Annotated in this window: 13 protein-coding genes; 8 read left to right on the top strand and 5 right to left on the bottom strand. The window is 55.8% G+C overall.

Going from position 1 to position 16,567, the window contains the following annotated elements:
• The first annotated feature begins 15 nt into the window (after positions 1 to 15).
• Positions 16 to 942 (top strand): DUF6612 family protein, encoded by a 927-nt coding sequence (locus NSS83_RS24495; protein WP_341346694.1) that lies wholly within the window; start codon positions 16 to 18, stop codon positions 940 to 942.
• Between the two features lie 155 nt (positions 943 to 1,097).
• Here NSS83_RS24495 and NSS83_RS24500 read toward each other — a convergent pair whose 3' ends face one another.
• The 4 genes from NSS83_RS24500 to NSS83_RS24515 form a co-directional block, all read right to left on the bottom strand.
• Positions 1,098 to 1,835, bottom strand: a complete 738-nt coding sequence (locus NSS83_RS24500) for a hypothetical protein (protein WP_341346695.1) — start codon at positions 1,833 to 1,835, stop codon at positions 1,098 to 1,100.
• 155 nt (positions 1,836 to 1,990) lie between these two features.
• On the bottom strand, positions 1,991 to 2,506 hold the full coding sequence (locus tag NSS83_RS24505; RefSeq protein ID WP_341346696.1) for a hypothetical protein: 516 nt from the start codon (positions 2,504 to 2,506) through the stop codon (positions 1,991 to 1,993).
• Between the two features lie 80 nt (positions 2,507 to 2,586).
• Positions 2,587 to 4,017, bottom strand: a complete 1,431-nt coding sequence (locus tag NSS83_RS24510; protein WP_341346697.1) for a HAMP domain-containing sensor histidine kinase — start codon at positions 4,015 to 4,017, stop codon at positions 2,587 to 2,589.
• Complete coding sequence (locus NSS83_RS24515; protein WP_341346698.1) at positions 4,005 to 4,685, bottom strand: response regulator transcription factor; 681 nt, start codon at positions 4,683 to 4,685, stop codon at positions 4,005 to 4,007. The genes NSS83_RS24510 and NSS83_RS24515 overlap by 13 nt, the downstream gene beginning before the upstream one ends.
• 144 nt (positions 4,686 to 4,829) lie before the next feature.
• On the opposite strand from NSS83_RS24515, the gene NSS83_RS24520 reads away from it, so the two are divergent.
• The 3 genes from NSS83_RS24520 (at position 4,830) to NSS83_RS24530 (ending at position 8,162) form a co-directional block, all read left to right on the top strand.
• Positions 4,830 to 5,543, top strand: coding sequence for a YceI family protein (locus NSS83_RS24520; protein ID WP_341346699.1), 714 nt, complete (start codon positions 4,830 to 4,832; stop codon positions 5,541 to 5,543).
• Positions 5,544 to 6,203: 660 nt separating this feature from the next.
• Positions 6,204 to 7,202, top strand: coding sequence for a Gfo/Idh/MocA family oxidoreductase (locus tag NSS83_RS24525; protein ID WP_341346700.1), 999 nt, complete (start codon positions 6,204 to 6,206; stop codon positions 7,200 to 7,202).
• Between the two features lie 36 nt (positions 7,203 to 7,238).
• Positions 7,239 to 8,162 (top strand): ADP-ribosylglycohydrolase family protein, encoded by a 924-nt coding sequence (locus NSS83_RS24530; protein ID WP_341346701.1) that lies wholly within the window; start codon positions 7,239 to 7,241, stop codon positions 8,160 to 8,162.
• A gap of 473 nt (positions 8,163 to 8,635) precedes the next feature.
• On the opposite strand, the gene NSS83_RS24535 is transcribed toward NSS83_RS24530, so the two are convergent.
• A complete protein-coding gene (locus NSS83_RS24535) occupies positions 8,636 to 9,337 on the bottom strand; it encodes a class I SAM-dependent methyltransferase (RefSeq protein ID WP_341346702.1) in 702 nt (233 codons plus the stop codon).
• 301 nt (positions 9,338 to 9,638) lie between these two features.
• On the opposite strand from NSS83_RS24535, the gene NSS83_RS24540 reads away from it, so the two are divergent.
• The 4 genes from NSS83_RS24540 to NSS83_RS24555 are packed head-to-tail and all read left to right on the top strand — an operon-like array spanning position 9,639 to position 16,424.
• A complete protein-coding gene (locus NSS83_RS24540) occupies positions 9,639 to 11,543 on the top strand; it encodes a DUF2961 domain-containing protein (RefSeq protein WP_341346703.1) in 1,905 nt (634 codons plus the stop codon).
• 25 nt (positions 11,544 to 11,568) lie between these two features.
• The gene (locus tag NSS83_RS24545) at positions 11,569 to 12,972 is read left to right on the top strand and encodes a glycoside hydrolase family 140 protein (RefSeq protein WP_341346704.1); all 1,404 of its coding nucleotides are present in this window, start codon (positions 11,569 to 11,571) and stop codon (positions 12,970 to 12,972) included.
• Positions 12,973 to 12,975: 3 nt separating this feature from the next.
• Positions 12,976 to 14,598 (top strand): response regulator, encoded by a 1,623-nt coding sequence (locus NSS83_RS24550; protein WP_341346705.1) that lies wholly within the window; start codon positions 12,976 to 12,978, stop codon positions 14,596 to 14,598.
• The gene (locus NSS83_RS24555; RefSeq protein WP_341346706.1) at positions 14,595 to 16,424 is read left to right on the top strand and encodes a histidine kinase; all 1,830 of its coding nucleotides are present in this window, start codon (positions 14,595 to 14,597) and stop codon (positions 16,422 to 16,424) included. The genes NSS83_RS24550 and NSS83_RS24555 overlap by 4 nt, the downstream gene beginning before the upstream one ends.
• Positions 16,425 to 16,567: the final 143 nt, after the last annotated feature.

A 16,567-nucleotide genomic window follows, 5' to 3' on the forward strand; every position in this document is an offset into this window, starting at 1 on the left:
TAGGAGGAATTGAACTTGAAGAAATGGACTACGATTGTTATGGGTGTAATGCTGACTGTTGCCTTGGCTGGCTGCGGCAATAATGAGGAACTCAAGCCCTCGGAGGGAGCTGCAACGGCTGCGCCTGCAGGAAACGCGGCTCCGGAAGCTTCCGCTTCTGCAGCGCCAGCTGAACAGACATCAAAAGGTGTTCCAACGGTTGATGAATTGGTTCAGAAATCGGTTGCTGTATCTGGTGATCTGAAGAGCTATGTAGTTGACATGCAGGTGAAGCAGAAGATCAATATAAAGACGGCACAAGGGGACAATGCGCAAGATACTGATATGACCACGAAATCCAAATTCATTAAGGAGCCGCTGATGATGCATCAGGAGGTGCAGATGAAAACGGCTCAGGGTGACCAGAAGATTGAGCAATATGTGACTAAGGACGGCTTCTATTCCCAGATGAACGGGCAATGGACGAAGCTGCCGGCTACGATGGGTGAACAGGTTCTTACTGCTATGCAGCAGTCCGCTAACCCTGAGAAGCAATTGGCACAATTCAAGGCGCTTACCGATAAGACCAAAATCACCGAGGAAGGCGACAGTTATCTGCTCTCCGCTGAGGTATCCGGGGATGACGTCAAGGAACTGGCGAAGACCTATATGAACCAGACCGGAAGCTCTGACCAGCAGATGGCTGCTATGATGGAGCAGATGAATATCAAGAGCATGAATATCGCTTACGCGGTGGATAAGAAGACTTATTTCCCAACCCGTACCGATGTAACCATGGTCATGGATATGACCAGCAATGACCAGACGATATCGATTGATATGGATATGAAGGGGACCATCAGCGATCACAACAAGGTTGATGAGTTCAAGGTTCCGCAGGAAGCGCTGGACGCGAAGGAAGTTGAAATGCCAGCGGCTCCGGCAGCTCCTACAACTCCGTAACAGGCTTACCGGACTGAATAGAAGTGCAACATATGGAAACGGCGCTGCTGTCCTGATTAGGACGGCAGCGCCGTTTTGTCATGTACATAGTCCAAATGTTTACCGCAGCGACGACCATGCTTCGAGTTGAAATCTTAATTGCCTTTTATATAATTTTATAAATTAAACGAGTTGCTGATCATACCAAAGGCTGCACCGGCAATGACGGAGGTGATCAGCTTGTAGAAAATATATCCGGTCACAATGTTAGCGATGGCAATCGGGTATAAGGTGTCAATGCCCCGGCTGCCGCCGGTGTTCAGCGGATATTGGAACAAAGCCGTATTCATGCTGATGAAGACGAACAGGAACGACAACGCCACCAGTGTGGTCGAGAAGGAGTACAGGCTGACCAGCAGTGTGAGAATCGCCAGCACCAGCAGCGCCACGGCCGGAACGAGCAGCGTGCCCATCCGGGTAATCAGCAATTTAAAATCGAAGCTGACCTTCTCCAGCCGGAGTACGGCATAAGTGGCTCCGCAAGCAATGGCAAGACCTGCCGCCGTCAATAGCAGCGGCTTCAGGAAGCCGGGGCCGAAGATGGCTGAGACATCCCATTTGATGAACAGGGTGAGGAAATATAAGGCCGTCAGCAAGGCCGTAAGCCCCATAGTGATCAGGCTGTTCATGAAATGAGCTACAGGAATTTCCCTCATTGTACTGTAAGGGCGGGTAAGGGCCCTCAGGTAAAAGCTCCAATATTGCTTGCCTACCGCCTGTGCCTGCTGTACACGTTCATCCTTGAGCAAGTTATTGAACTGCTCGGTTACCTTGCGCTGGGGCTGCGGTTGCCCAGGTTGGTTGTTTGGCCCCTCAGGATTCGTGAAGGGTGTTCCGCCTTCCGGATTGTTCATTGTGATTCCTCCTTGTGAAATATATGGAAAACGCCATTGGCTATAGTATAAGGGGACTCACCGGGAAATTCTATAAATTTGCCGGAATATGCAGAAATTCATGCAAAAAAGCCCGCAAATCGTCGATAAACGTCGATTTGCGGGCCGGGACGACTCTATTCCTGTGGTTCGTCCGCCACCCGGACAAAACCCTCTTCAGCGAGATATTCCTCCGCTTCAGCCATCGTCTCGAAGGCCATCTCAAGCTGCAGACCGGCGTATAGATACCACAGATCCTCTTCGAATCTCAGACTCAGCGTATGGCCATCCTCATTCTTCCACAGCGACTGCGCTTCAGCTCCGCCCGTCTGTGCTTTTTTCTTTCTTTTGGAAGGGGCCGGAGCCTCGGGAATGTACATCAAGAGAGAAGTGATGGACGCATCCAGCAGCTCGCGCAGAGCAGCCTCTGAATAATCACGGATGTTGACCAGTCCCTTATCATCCGTCTCATAGCCGCGCAGCAGTCCGGCATAGACGAAGCCGTTCCCGTTCGGGTGAATATGCGAAGCCACGGTCTTCTTATCGTGACGGCTCTGTTCCAGGTGGTAATTCACCCGTCCCAGCGAGACCTTCCGCGCTTCGAGCTGGGGGTAAGAATCAAGAATAGCTATTTTCTGTTCAAAAGTAAGCATATACGCCTCCGGTTTCCACTTGTTAGTTACCTGATTATAACACGCAGTGTGGCGCGGGACTACAGGCGCGCTTCCTGGACTCATGACTCTGCCAGCGGGAGCCGCAGCACGAAGGTACAGCCCTGCGGCGGGTGGCTGCCCAGCTCCAGGCTGCCGCCCATGGCCTCGGCCAGCAGTCTGCTGAAGGTCAGACCCAGCCCGAGTCCGCGAAGCAGGCTCTGCTTGCCGGAGCTGCGGTAGAAGGCTTCGAAGATCCGTTCCCGGCTGTCCGGATGGATGCCCGGCCCGTTATCCGTAACGGTGATCTCGGCCTGTCCCTGCGGCGTAGACGTAAGTTCAAGCTTCAATTGAAGCTTGCGGTCCGTCGTCTTCGCCTGCAGGCTGTTGCCCAGCAGATTCACAATAATCTGCTGGATGCGAAGCGGGTCTCCCCGCAGCACAAGCGGGGTCTCCGGCAGCAGCAGGATGGGCTTATTGACCTCCTCGTTCTGGGTCAGCATCCATTGATAAAGGATTTCCTCCAGCAGCGGAGCCGCTTCAAGGTTATCATGACGGACGGCAACCATGCCTGCGGTCAGCGCATTGTAGTCCAGCAGATCAGCGACCATATGCTGCAGCCGTTCGGTCTCAAGCAGAGCGATATCGAGGAATTCATCGGCTTCCCCGCCTTCGACAACGCCCTCGCGTACTGCATGGAGCAGTCCTTTAATTGAGGTGACCGGCGTCTTCAGCTCATGGGACACGCCAGCCAGCATGATGGCCCGTGACTGCTCGAACTGCTGCAGCTTGCCCGCCATCTCCTGAAAGGAGACGAGGAGTTCGTGAATCTCCCGCTCTCTGGCCCCGGTCTCAAGCACGATATTATACTGGCCGCTGCTGATCTGCGCGGCGGCGGCAGCCACCCGCTGAACCGGCTTGGCCAGCTTGACCGATAAGAGATAGATCGTCAGCCAGCTTAAGATAATCAGGAAGACTATGATGATGGAGAAGAAGGTGATCTCCTCCGTCGGAATGTGGCGCAGGGAGCGCTTGGACTGCATAACCAGCACTTGCCCCAGGGAGCCCTGGTCCCCCTGGATCTGTGCGGAAGCGGCTTTGTATTCCGGGGTCCGTGAATCGGTCAGGCTATCATTGAGCTTGTACCGCATCTCCTCGTCCGTCATCGGGGGCTGGGAGTATAACAATTCGCCTTCAGGTCCGGTGATGATTACGCACATTTCCTCAGTTACCTTGAAGAAGCGTTTACGGTCCTCGACCAGCCTGTTCAGGCTCGGGGTAATGGCTAATTGGCCGTCTGTATCCACGCTGCGGTCAGCGATCTCCTGCGCCAGCAGGCCGGTCGTCTGCATCCGGTTGCTCATCGCCTCCTGCTGCATCCACCAGAAGGTGAACAGCGCCGTCACCAGCAGCCCGATGCTGATGATGAGCAGATACCTCAGAGTCCAGTAAGTGAGAATGGAGGTGGTCTTCTTCTTGTTGCGTTTCTTCTTACTCTTATTTATGTTGTCCATAATTGATATCCTGTTCCCCTCAGTGTGCGGATCTCGCCCTCATGTTCCGGCCAGTGCGACAGTGCCTGACGGAGCCGCTTGATGGAGAGATCAACGGCCCGGTCGCTTCCATCGTAGTCCATCTCCCATACATGCTCCAGCAGCTGGTCGCGGGTGCAGATCTGATTCGGGCGTTCGGCCAGGAACAGCAGCACCGACATGTCGCGAGGGCTGAGGCTGACCTCCGCCCCGTTCAGAAAGATGCTGCGCGCCGAGAAATCGATGAACAGACTGCCGAAATGGCGCTTGCGGCTGCCGTCCGACCACTGCGAGGGACGGCGCAGCACCGCCTTCACCCGTGCGACCACTTCTTCGGGAATGAAGGGCTTGGACATATAGTCGTCGGCTCCGCCGTCCAGTCCCGCGAGCCGGTCATTGATGCCGTCGCGGGCGGTGAGCATGATGACCGGGCAGCTGCTCCGCTCACGGATGAGCTGCAGCAGCTCGAAGCCGTCCATCTCCGGCAGCATGATATCGAGCAGGACCAGTGAGGGCGGCGCCTCCTCGAAGGTGTCCAGGGCACTCCGGCCGTCTGCGGCCCGGGTGACGTGGAAGCCAGCTTTTCGCAGATAGGCACTAAGCACCCGCGCGATGGCTTCTTCATCCTCTACGATTAGTATCGATTGCATGAGCTTCAGTCCCTTAACTAAAATTACGACAATTCTAACATATTCCCGGCCTGTCCGCTTTGACTTATTCCCGACATATTGCTTTGGTAGAATGGGAGCCAAGCCAATAGAGCAGAGATAAGAATATGGAATGGAGGAGATCGTATGAAGAAGAAAACCATTGCGTTAACCGCAGCTATCGTCGTCATTGCAGGAGCCATCACGGCCTTCATCTTAGTGAACAACAGCCTTGGCAATAAGGTGGAGATTGAATCGGTGATTCCGGAGCAGGCCCAGAACAGCGGAGCGCAGAAGGAAGGAACAGCCAATGCGGCGGCGGCCGCAGCTGCTGTAACCCCGGAGCAGCTGAACGGAACCTGGAACATTTCGGAGCCGTCCAAGGTCTACTGGTCCGTGACCACATCCAAAGAAACCGTGAACTTCGTAGACCCCTCCGTTAAGGGAACCTGGAAGGTAAATCTGGAAGATGCCTCCGCGATGACCGGCGAAGGGTCGGTAGACATGAACGCACTGGATTCGGGAACCGCCCAGCGGGACGAGCATGTCAAGGGAGCGGATTTCCTGTCCGTGGCAGAGTTCCCGGAGGCCACCTTCACGGTGAAGTCCTTCTCGGAGCTGCCGAAGGAATGGACAGAGGGTGCCGCAGTGCCGGTACAACTGCAGGGTACGCTGACCGTAAAGGGTATCGAGAAGGAAGTGACATTTGACTCGCAGGCCGCATACAGCGGCGGGGAGCTTAAGCTGTCGGGTACGACTACTGTAACCTTCGAGGATTTCGGCCTCAGCAATCCGCACTCCATCGTGCTCAGTACCGAGAACAACCTTGAGGTGCGCCTGGAGCTTGTGCTTAAGAAATAATATAGAAGTTGGAGAGGACCCTCCCCGCTCGCTGCGGATTCGCGGCTGGCGGGGAGGGTTTTTTGTGTGGCTTGGGCTGGTGCGGGGTGGGGGCGGATGTATGCGAAAAAGCGGACACATTAGGCTGGCGCGGGGTGTATGAGCGGAATGTATGCGAAAAAGCGAACACATTAGGCGGTGCGGGGCGGATGGGCGGAATGTATGCGAAAAAGCGAACACATTAGGCCGGTGCGGGGCGGATGGGCGGAATGCTATACCGCCCGTAACTTTTTAGGGGAATCCTGCAAGAAGTGCAACATTGCTGCGTAATAGAAGAGACCTAAGCTGAAATCTTGCATGAAATGCAACAAAGCCAGCGCTAGCGTGCTCTAATCCCCGGAATTCCTGTAAATTATGCAACAATGTACCGTAGCCAGTAACAATTTTTAGAGAAATCCTGCGATAAGTGCAACAATCTACCCATCCATACAAGCATTCGGTGAGAGAAGACTCTCATAAACTGGCGAGAGGGTAAGCTGAGCACCGCTATGAAAGCATCCTTCACCCGTTAGGGTGTCTGTATGAAGCAGGAGGGTCCCGGCGGGATGCGGACATGTACACAACAGGCAGATTTTGATAGAATCAGAGGGACCTGAGCTTCATTAAGAGGAGGATCTATCGATGGCAGAAGATAACGCTTACAAGGTAAAATGGGGCATTCTCAGCACAGGCTGGATCGCCCATCAATTCGCTACAGATCTGGCCCATGCCAGCAACGGCACGGCTTATGCAGTCGGCTCGCGCTCCCAGGAGAGCGCGGATAAATTCGCCGCGGATCACGGCATTCCTGTGGCATATGCCACCTACGAAGAGCTGGTGAACGATCCTGATGTGGATGCCATTTATATCGGCACACCACATCCGTTCCACCGGGAAAATGCGCTGCTGGCATTGCGTGCCGGCAAGGCTGTGCTGTGCGAGAAGCCTTTTACCGTTAATAGGGGTGAACTGGAGGAAGTAGTGGCCTATGCCCGTGAGCATAAGCTGTTCCTGATGGAGGCCATGTGGAGCCGGTATATTCCGGCCCATGTGAAGGTGAGGGAATGGCTGGCCGCCGGGCGGATCGGCGAGGTGAAGCTGGTAAAGGCGGACCTTGGATTCCGCTCCGATTGGAAGCCGGAAGGACGCCTATTGAATCCGGCCCTAGGCGGGGGAGCGCTGCTGGATGTCGGCATCTATCCGGTCTCCTTCACCTCGATGGTCCTCGGACCCCATCCTGAATCTATCGCCAGCACAGTCCATATCGGGGAGACTGGCGTGGACGAGCACTTCTCGCTGTTGTTGTCCTACGGCAATGGTGTATCTGCTTCACTCAACGCCGGCATCCGCCTGAATCTGGACGACGAAGCCTATATCTATGGGACGGAAGGCCGTATCGTGGTCAACGGCACCCTGGTTAATCCGAAGTCGGCCGAGCTCTACGTGAACGGAGAATTGGCGGAGAGGTTCGAAGATGACCGTGATTCAGTCGGATACTGCTTCGAAGCCGAAGAGGTGGGCCGCTGCCTTCAAGCGGGACTGACTGAGAGTCCGGTAATGACGCTGGATGAATCCGTAGCCCTGATGAAGCTGTTGGATGAAGTACGGGCGCAGTGGGGACTGAAGTACCCCGGCGAATAAGTGGCGGCAGGAAGCTTCCGGGAAGGGGGAGAGCAAATGACAGTGACGATGGACCGTTATCAGGGCTGCCTGCAGGGGCTGGCTACCGGGGATGCGCTGGGAACAACTGTAGAGTTCCAGGCACCCGGAACCTTCAAGCCAATGACGGATATGGTCGGCGGCGGGGTATTTGGTCTGCAGCCTGGACAGTGGACGGACGACACCTCGATGGCGCTCTGTCTGGCGGAGAGCCTGCTGACGGTGCAGGCCTTCGATCCGGCGGACCAGATGCAGCGGTATGTGAAGTGGTACCGCGAGGGAGCGCTGAGCAGCACAGGCCGGTGCTTTGACATCGGCAACGCAACGCGCGAAGCGCTGCACCGGTATGAAGCCAGCGGGGAGGCGTACAGCGGGTCAGAGGACCCGTTCTCTGCCGGGAACGGGTCGATTATGCGGTTGGCTCCGGTAGTAATGTACTACGCGGAGCAGCCCGCTGAAGCGATCCGCTATGCGGGAATGAGCTCAAGAACGACGCACGGGGCCGCCGAGTGTCTGGCTGCCTGTCGTCTGCTTGCGGCGTACATCCTTGCGGGGCTGCATGGCCGGAGCAAGCAGGAGCTGCTGGCGCCGGATGCTTTTGGCGAATGGCTGGATGAAGATACGCTGACGCCGCATATGCTGAACATCCAGCAAGGCTCCTATAAGCTGAAGGAGCCGCCGCAGATTCAGGGCTCGGGCTATGTCGTGGAGTCGCTGGAAGCCGCGCTGTGGGCATTCCATAAGTCGGACAGCTTCGTAGAAGGCGCGCTGCTCGCCGTGAATCTCGGCAATGACGCCGACACCACCGGTGCTATCTACGGCCAGATCGCCGGAGCCTACTACGGGCTCAGCGGCATTCCTGCCGAATGGAGCCGCAAGCTGGCGCTGCGCGGGCTGATCAGCGACTACGCGGGGCGGCTGTTTACGGAGCGGGTGAAGTAACAGTAAGCGGGAATAAACGGTATGAGATAGGCTGGGTGCTTGTGTTGAGCGCTCAGCCTATTTTTTGTGCAGAGCATCTGTACAACTAAATTTGCCTGAATGGTTGAGAACCGAGGGATAGAGGTGTTTTAGATGTACGAAATACAACTAAACCGCCATTCGATGGTACATCAGAGGATACAGTTGTACAGAATGCACCCACCGCCGAATTCTAGGCTTGAATGGAAAGCCGCTGATTGTATTTCCTGCAATAGAAAACTCATATTTGACCATGAAATGAGATTCTATTGTATTTCGTACAGTGGAATGTGGCATTTTGGGCGAAAGGTGGTCTTTATTCAAAATTCAATTGTACCGAATACAATAGATTCTATCTCGAAGCTCTTTTTACAGCATTCCGTTGTACAAAATACAGTTACTAACGTTCCAGCGTCAACAGCATCCATATAATTGTTGCGGGAGTGAGGCGCTAGTTACTTTTTTCGGAACAAGGCCGTCCACAGAAAATCTTCACCAAAGAGGTTCTCACTTTGCTCCGTCTGGCGCATCCGCCGGAACCTGATATTCTCGAAACTGCCGAAGAATGTCTTGAGCTGTTCCTCCGTGAACCCTAATCCGCCTCTCATCCGCCGCTGACGGTAGACCTCCCAATCGGTGATCTCTGCACCCATGGAGCCTGCTGCGAAGCAGGTTAAGCCGAAATACCCGCCTGGCTTCAGCGTATGATTGAGCAGCTCCAGATAAGTGGCTCTGCGGTGGGGATAGATGTGATGGAAGCATCCGCTGTCATAGATGAGGTCGCAACTCTCAGATGCAAGATCCAGATCAAAGATATTCCCGCAATGAAAATTCACCTCAACCCGATGTGCCGCCGCACGCTCCAATCCCCAATCAATCGCTGTCTGAGAGATATCCACAGCATCCAATTTACAGCCCTGCTGGGCCATATAGACCGCATTTCTGCCGCCCCCGCAGCCTAGCTCAAGCACCCGACCCGGTACTATATCCCCTTCGCTGAAGTATTCCACCAGATTCTCATCGGGACAATCCCGAAAAAAAGGAATGCTCTTCTCCTTATCCGCATAGAATCCATCCCACCACTCCCCCTCCTCCCGGAAAAAAGAGTCGAGCATTCTCAACGTGTCCTCATGGCTATAAATCGTTTCATCTTTCATTCTTTTCAAGGTCTCCTTTCCAGTCAGCTTGCGGCAACCCAAATGTACACTATGAGACAATCCAGGCAGTAGCTCTCCTAAGTTATGTTACATTATTCCGCGAATAGAGTCTGTGCGGTAAATTCAATAGCACCTAAAAAAAGCACACCTCCAGGTTGAACAGAAAGGCGGAAAACTTGAAGTTTTTTAGGAAATCTCCGGTGGCGGATGGCAAAGTGCGCGCGCTAAGATGAAAGCACAGCAGCCCGGCACCTACGCCGGGTTAAGCCACTAAGAGCATTATTCAGACGGAGGTTATCGCATGAGCATGGAACAAGCCGGTTCACTTAGAGGCATCGCCAATATGGAGCGTTTTGATCTCCTGCCGCTGCTGCGGGACGGCGTGCAGGTGCATTATGAGGGAAGCATCGACAAGCAGGGCTTTAATGCCGACTGGGATTGGTGGCTGTACCGGGAAGGGGAGGAGTGGGTTATTTTTGACTGTGACGGCCCGGGGTGCATTTACAATTTGGTGCAGCACAGATATCCTGACAGCCCGGAGCCGACGTTCCGTTTCTACTTCGATCATGAGCGGGAGCCGCGATTCGTAATCAAGCCGTCAGAGTTCGGCAGCAGAGCGCCGTTCCTGAAGCCGCTGGCAGACGCCTACCTGGGACCGGAGGACGGAGGGCGGGGACCGATCCGGGTTGTGCGCAGCTTCGTGCCGATGCCGTTTGCCGGGGCATGCAGAATTACCTCGGATATCCGGCTGAAGGGGGCGGGGAAGGGTGACGGGGGCTGGGGTCATGTCGTCTATCACACCTACAGCTCGGCGGAAGACATCGTAACCTTCACGGGAAAAGAAGACTACAGCCGGCTGACCGCCATGTGGAGCACGGCCGGACAAGATCCAAAGCCGGACGCCGGCAGTGAATCCCGGCTGCACCAGGGGCTTGTGCTCGAACCTGGCGCAGCGGCAATTGTACTGAACGAAACGGCACAGGGCAGCGTTGCTTCCATTCAGGCCATTACGGAGTCCTGGACCCCGGAATTGCTGGGCGATATCTGGATAAGAGCGACCTGGGACAGACATGAACGCCCGGATATCGATTGTCCGGTGGGCATTTTGTTCGGCAATGAGCTGGGGCTGAACCCGGTTGGCGTTCTGTCCCACGGGATTACCGGGGACGGGCGCGGATATAACTATTTTGCCATGCCTTATTGGGAGAGCGCCGTGATCGAACTGGTGAACAAAGGGAAGCATACAATCACATTCAAAGAGTGGGAAATCCGGGTCACGCAGGAGCGGAATCCGCTCTATCAGCGCAGCCAGACCGGTTACTTCCGCTCTTCGGAGTATTACAGCCGGAAGGCGTCTCCGGGCACGGACAGCATCATCGGCCGGCTTACGGGGAGAGGGCATCTGGTGGCGGGCCATGTGACCGGATACACGCGGAGACCAGGGACCATCAGCTGCGAGGGCGATGTGCGGGTGCATATTGACGGCATCGCCACCCCGCAGGTGGAGAGTGACGGGTCCGAGAGCTGGGTCTGCTACGGCTGGGGCTTCCCGACGCCGCCTGAGAGCAATCCTGCAAGCGCCTATGACGGCTTGCCCGACAATCCCTGGTCCATGGTCCGGCTGTGCAGCGGGGACTGGTATCCGTTCCAGACAGAGCTTGTCTTCGGGATTGAAGCCGGGGAGTTTAACAACCAGTATCTGGAGCATTCGGGAGCGCTGCTGTATTATGGCGTGGATGAACCAGGGATGGTGCTGACGGATGAGCTCGACATCGGCAGCAAAGCATCGGAGGGCGCACATGAGTACCGGAGCGAAGGCAGCCGGGGCTACTACACGCTTGAAAGCTACTATGAAGGTGACCAGGACGATGTCGTCATCGCCGACACCGGGCACGAAACGGAAGGCGCCAGCGAATTCACCGTGACTGTGCACGAAGACAACCGCGGCGTCAGGCTGCGGCGCAGGAGCGATCAGATGACCGGCAGGCAGAAGGCGGACGTCTTGGTGGACGGCGTGAAGGTCGAAGAACGAAGCTGGTATTACCCGGACCGCAATCCGTACAAACGCTGGCTGGAGGATGAATTCGATATCCCGGAGAAGTATACGGCAGGCAAACGGCATCTGCGCATCCGGCTGGAATTCGTCCAGGAAGGCGAAGCCAGAGTCTGGAACGAGTTCAGGTACTGGGTGTATTCAATGCTGTAGATCATACAAGGGGCGTGACAAAGGGATGGAACACACGAACTTAAGCAACGAGTCTGAGTCTGATTTAAAAAATGCTTCGCTAACGCGCACGGAGCCCGGCAGCGGCGTAAACGGACTGAAGCCGCTGCGGGTCTCCGGGAACCGCCGCTACCTGGAGACGGCGGACGGCGCTCCGTTCTTCTGGCTCGGGGACACCGCCTGGGAGCTGTTCCACCGGCTGAGCCGCGAGGATGCCGGGCTGTATTTGCGCACCCGCGCTGAGCAGGGGTTCACAGTCATACAGGCAGTGCTGCTCGCCGAATTCGCTGGAGTCACAACCGGCAATGCCTACGGGCGGCTGCCGCTCGGGATGAATGACGAAGATCTGCCCGATCCGCAGCGTCCTGATCTGGACGGCCCGTATTCCTACTGGGATCACGTGGATTACATCCTCGACACCGCAGAGCGGTTAGGACTGTATATCGCCCTTCTGCCTACCTGGGGCGATAAGTTCAACCGGATCGGCGGCAAGGGGCCGGAAATTTTCACGGCGGATAACGCGGCCGCTTACGGCAGATGGCTTGGGGGCAGGTACAAGACCCGGGCCAACGTGATTTGGGTGCTGGGCGGGGACCGGACGCTGACCACAAGCCTGCATTTCAACGTGGTGAACGGGATGGCCAGAGGGCTGAAGGAAGGCGGAGCCGAGCAGCTCATGACCTTCCACCCCAAAGGGGCGGAATCCTCGTCGCACCATCTGCATGATGAGGAATGGCTGGACTTCAATATGATCCAGTCAGGGCACGGGGAACGGGAGATCACTAATTACGTCAGAGTGCAGAGCGACTACGCCAGGGAGCCCGTCAAGCCGACAGTGGATGCCGAGCCCTGCTATGAAGATATTCCGGTCAGTTTTAATGAAAAGAACGGCTATTTCGACGCAGCCGACGTCCGCCGGGCTGCCTATTATGCGATGTTATCCGGCGCGTTTGGCCACACCTACGGCCACCATTCGGTATGGTCGATGTGCGAAGGCAGGCACGACCCCTCAGGGTTCACGGAGCCCGGCACTTTTTTCATCATGTCCTGGCGTGAGGCGCTCCGCCGTCCGGGTGCGGAACAGATGCGGCATCTCCGCAAGCTGCTGGAGCCTTATCTAGGAGACGGCCTTGCACCGAACCAAAAGCTGATTGCCGCTAACTTTGGCGGCGCCAACTTTATGACCGCTGCACAAACTTCTACAACCGCTTTCATTTATTGTCCGAACGGCTTGTATGTCGATGCCGCCATGGGTTATATTGAGGGCAAGGAAGCCGTGGCCTCCTGGTACTCTCCCAGGGAAGGGTTGATGATCCCCGGGGAACGGGTGCCGAACGAAGGTATACAACGCTTTGCTGCCCCGAACAGCGGAAGAGGAAATGACTGGGTACTCATACTAGAGGGGGTCTGAGGCATGTATAAGGTGATGATCGTCGAGGACGAAATGCTCGTTCGGATCGGGCTTAAGAATTCGGTCGAATGGAGCAAATTCGATTTGGAAGTAACTGCCGATTTTCCGGATGGCCAGGCTGCTTGGGATTACTACGAGCGCGAGAAGCCCGATGTGGTCATTACCGATATTTGTATGCCCAAGATGGACGGCATGGAGCTTATTGCCAATATCCGCAAGACCGACAAGGATACACGGGTTGTTGTGCTGTCCTGTCTGGAAGAATTTGAGCTGGCGCGTAAGGCGCTGGCTCTTGACGTCTCCAGCTATATTCTGAAGCTGACGATGACCGAGCAGGAGATCGAGGATGTGCTGCGGCGGGTCAGGGAGGAGCTGGACCGCCAGGAGGACCGGAGCGGCGGACGGGAGGAGCCCGGCGTATCCCTATCCAGCCTGGAGCTGGTGAAGGAGAAGATGTTCAAGGATTTCCTGTTCTACCGGATCTTCTCGGCGCAGGAATTCGGCCGCTTCGCCGAGCAAAGCGGGCTGAGATTGTCCCCGGTGCGGCTCGCGGTCTGCGTGATGGAGGTGGACCGCTATGCGCTGCTTAAGGAGCGGTTCCGCGACGAGCACGGCCATCTGGTGAAGATGTCGCTGCTCAATATGCTGGGCGAAATCCTGTCCGCCCACCGCAGAGGGGAAGCGTTTCAGATCAACGACCGGCATTATGCGCTCGTCATGCCTTTTGCCGACATGCTGTCCGAGCAGGCGATCGTCAAGGAGATCGGGACCATCCTCGGTCAGATCCAGGAGATGATCTCCCTGTATTTCAACAGCTCGGTATCGTTTGGCATCAGCGGCATCCGCGGCGGTTACGATGCGCTGCCGAAGCTGTACGCCGAGGCGCAGCACGCGCTGGAGTGCAAATTCATCTCTGGACCGGGACTGCATCACCGCGGCACCCGGAGGCCCGACTCGTCGGGCGTGCGGACCCGGCTTGCGCTCCTGCGGAAGAACGCCTCCATCCGCGAGCTGCTCTCCCCCTTGAAGCAGAAGGAATATGATGCCTATCTGGATGTGTTCGAGCGGGAGGTTGAAGGAGAGCGGAAGACGCTGGAAATGATGCTGTTCCAGTTCGTCCAGTGGATCAGCACCAATCTGTACGATGACAGCCACAACGAACGAACCCTGCTGATCAGCATCACCGAGAATCTGGAGGACTGCGATACGCTGCCCGATATGCTGGACGAGGTGAATGCTTATATTGAGACGCTGGCCGAATATATTAGTAACCGCTTACAGATGAGCGATGAAATTACGCGGGCCATCCAGTACATCAAACGCCACTACACGGAAAATATCAGCCTGCAAAACGTTGCCGACCATGTCGGCCTGAGCTTCAGCTACTTAAGCAATCTGTTCCGCAAAGAGCTGCAGATTTCCTATATCGACTATTTGAACCGCTACCGGATCGAGCGGGCGAAGGAGCTGCTGGCTGAGAGCCAGTTGAAATCATCCGATGTCGCCGTCCAGGTCGGTTTTTCCCCTGAATATACGTACTTCAGCAAGGTGTTCAAGAAAATCACGGGCCTAGGCCCGAATGAATACCGCAGACAGCTTCTGTCCGGGCCGAAGAGGAGAGCATGAAGTCCCTCGCCAGGTCGATGTTCGCCTCCCGGTCGCTCCGGACGCAGCTTATCCTGTATATTATGGTGATCAGCCTCGCCGTGCTGGCCGGGGCTTCTTATTTTATTTTTTCTTATATGCAGCGCATGGTCAAGGACCAGAACGAACGTCTCCTCTACCAGCAGTTCCAGCAGCTTGACCACAATATTACGGGGCTGGTGAGCGAGGTGGACCGGCTGTCGCTGCTGTTCTTAAGGGACGATAACATCCAGCGGTTTCTGTATAAAATATCCGAAAAAACCGAGATTGAATTTCTGGAATCGAAAAACGACGTCCAGCGCCTCATCGCGGATTTCATCGATAATTACAGCTACATTGATTCCGTGTATATTACGGCGGACAATCTCGGCGTCGTCGGCGGGAGCGCAACCCGGACGCTTGTCTATTCCAAGGAGGAGTGGCAGCAGAGCTTTTTCTCGTCAGAGCCCTTCCGCCGGACGCTGGAAATGTACCCGAAGCTGATTATCGAAGCCGGCATTCAAAAATCGTTCTATAACCCCTATCTGACCGGACCGGACGACGGGCATCTGATCAGCCTGATGCGCGGCACGCGCGCCATCTACGACCCGACGACCAGCGCCACCCTGATCTTCAACATCGACGAGCGGTATCTGGTCTCCATCTATGCGACTGCACTCAATAAGGCCGAAGGGGATATGTACATCGTTAACGGCAGCGGGCGGATCGTCTCCTCCAGCGTGCCTGAACGGATCGGGACGAAGAGCTCTTTTGTGCCGGGTGAGGAGGAAGGCGTCCAGTACGGCAGCTTCGACGGCCATTCGGCCGGGCGCAGCGTCCAGGTGGTGTATTACAAGCTTACGAACGGCGGCTGGTATCTGCTGAAGGAAATTCCGTTGAGCCAATACTCTGAGCAAATCTACGGCGTGCAGCGGATGCTGGTGATTGTCTTCATACTCAGCGTGCTGGTCATCTTCATCGTCTCCTACTTCTGGCTGCGCCGGATTATCAAGCCGCTGCATCTGCTCTCGCTCAAGATGAAGGATATGAGCCGCGGCGAGCTTGGCGTGACGCTGGACCATATTCCAAATAATGAGCTGGGTACGGTTATCCGCCGGTTCAACGAGATGTCGCTGAGTATGGTAGAGCTGGTAGACAAGAACAACGAGATTCAGGAGAAAAAAAGAGAGCTGGAGATCGAAGCGCTTCAGTATCAGATTAATCCTCATTTTCTGTACAACACGCTGAACATGATCCGCTGGATGGCCGTTATCGTCAAGGCTGACAACATCGTCCAAACGATTGTGGCGCTGGGCAATATTCTGCGTCCCGTCTTCTCCAGCAAGGATTCCATGTGCACGCTGCGCGACGAGCTGTCCTATCTGGACAATTACATGAAAATCATCAACATGCGCTTTAACAACAGCATTGCCTTTGAAGTCGAGGTGGACGAGGCGCTGATGGACTGTCTGGTGCCCCGCTTTATTCTGCAGCCGCTCGTGGAGAACTCGATCGCTTCGGGCCGCCAGAATGAAGAGTTCGCCATCCGGATCGGGATCGGGGCCGAGCTTGCCGGGGAGACGCTTCAGCTGATTGTAACGGACTCCGGAACCGGGCTGGACGTAGAAAAGGTGCGGGAGCTGAACGGCAAGCTCGCCGGAGGCGAGTCGCCTAAGCCGGGCGGCGGGGGCAGCGGCATCGGCCTGAACAATGTGAACAAGCGGATTCATCTGTATTACGGCCCGGATTACGGCGTCCGTTTCGTACCTAGGGAGCACGGGGCCGAGGTGCGGGTCAGCCTGCCAGTGAGGGGTAGTCAGGGGGACTAACATAGCTATATACAAGCTTTCAAGCAAGCCGCTGATCCGGCGTAACGCTTGGAAGCTTTTTTGTTCAAGGCATTCGCAAAATCGTTCAAGCCGGGGCGGGAGCGGGCCGCTTTTTTTCAAGAGGAACGGAAGATCTTTCATTC

The organism is Paenibacillus sp. FSL H3-0469 (assembly GCF_038051945.1).
Taxonomy (GTDB): domain Bacteria; phylum Bacillota; class Bacilli; order Paenibacillales; family Paenibacillaceae; genus Paenibacillus_AQ.

Bases quoted from the DNA above. Each gene is read 5' to 3' on its own strand.
- NSS83_RS24500 (WP_341346695.1), bottom strand. From the start codon at position 1,835: ATGAACAATCCGGAAGGCGGAACACCCTTCACGAATCCTGAGGGGCCA.
- NSS83_RS24505 (WP_341346696.1), bottom strand. From the start codon at position 2,506: ATGCTTACTTTTGAACAGAAAATAGCTATTCTTGATTCTTACCCCCAG.
- NSS83_RS24510 (WP_341346697.1), bottom strand. From the start codon at position 4,017: ATGGACAACATAAATAAGAGTAAGAAGAAACGCAACAAGAAGAAGACC.
- NSS83_RS24515 (WP_341346698.1), bottom strand. From the start codon at position 4,685: ATGCAATCGATACTAATCGTAGAGGATGAAGAAGCCATCGCGCGGGTG.
- NSS83_RS24520 (WP_341346699.1), top strand. From the start codon at position 4,830: ATGAAGAAGAAAACCATTGCGTTAACCGCAGCTATCGTCGTCATTGCA.
- NSS83_RS24525 (WP_341346700.1), top strand. From the start codon at position 6,204: ATGGCAGAAGATAACGCTTACAAGGTAAAATGGGGCATTCTCAGCACA.
- NSS83_RS24530 (WP_341346701.1), top strand. From the start codon at position 7,239: ATGACAGTGACGATGGACCGTTATCAGGGCTGCCTGCAGGGGCTGGCT.
- NSS83_RS24535 (WP_341346702.1), bottom strand. From the start codon at position 9,337: ATGAAAGATGAAACGATTTATAGCCATGAGGACACGTTGAGAATGCTC.
- NSS83_RS24540 (WP_341346703.1), top strand. From the start codon at position 9,639: ATGAGCATGGAACAAGCCGGTTCACTTAGAGGCATCGCCAATATGGAG.
- NSS83_RS24545 (WP_341346704.1), top strand. From the start codon at position 11,569: ATGGAACACACGAACTTAAGCAACGAGTCTGAGTCTGATTTAAAAAAT.
- NSS83_RS24550 (WP_341346705.1), top strand. From the start codon at position 12,976: ATGTATAAGGTGATGATCGTCGAGGACGAAATGCTCGTTCGGATCGGG.
- NSS83_RS24555 (WP_341346706.1), top strand. From the start codon at position 14,595: ATGAAGTCCCTCGCCAGGTCGATGTTCGCCTCCCGGTCGCTCCGGACG.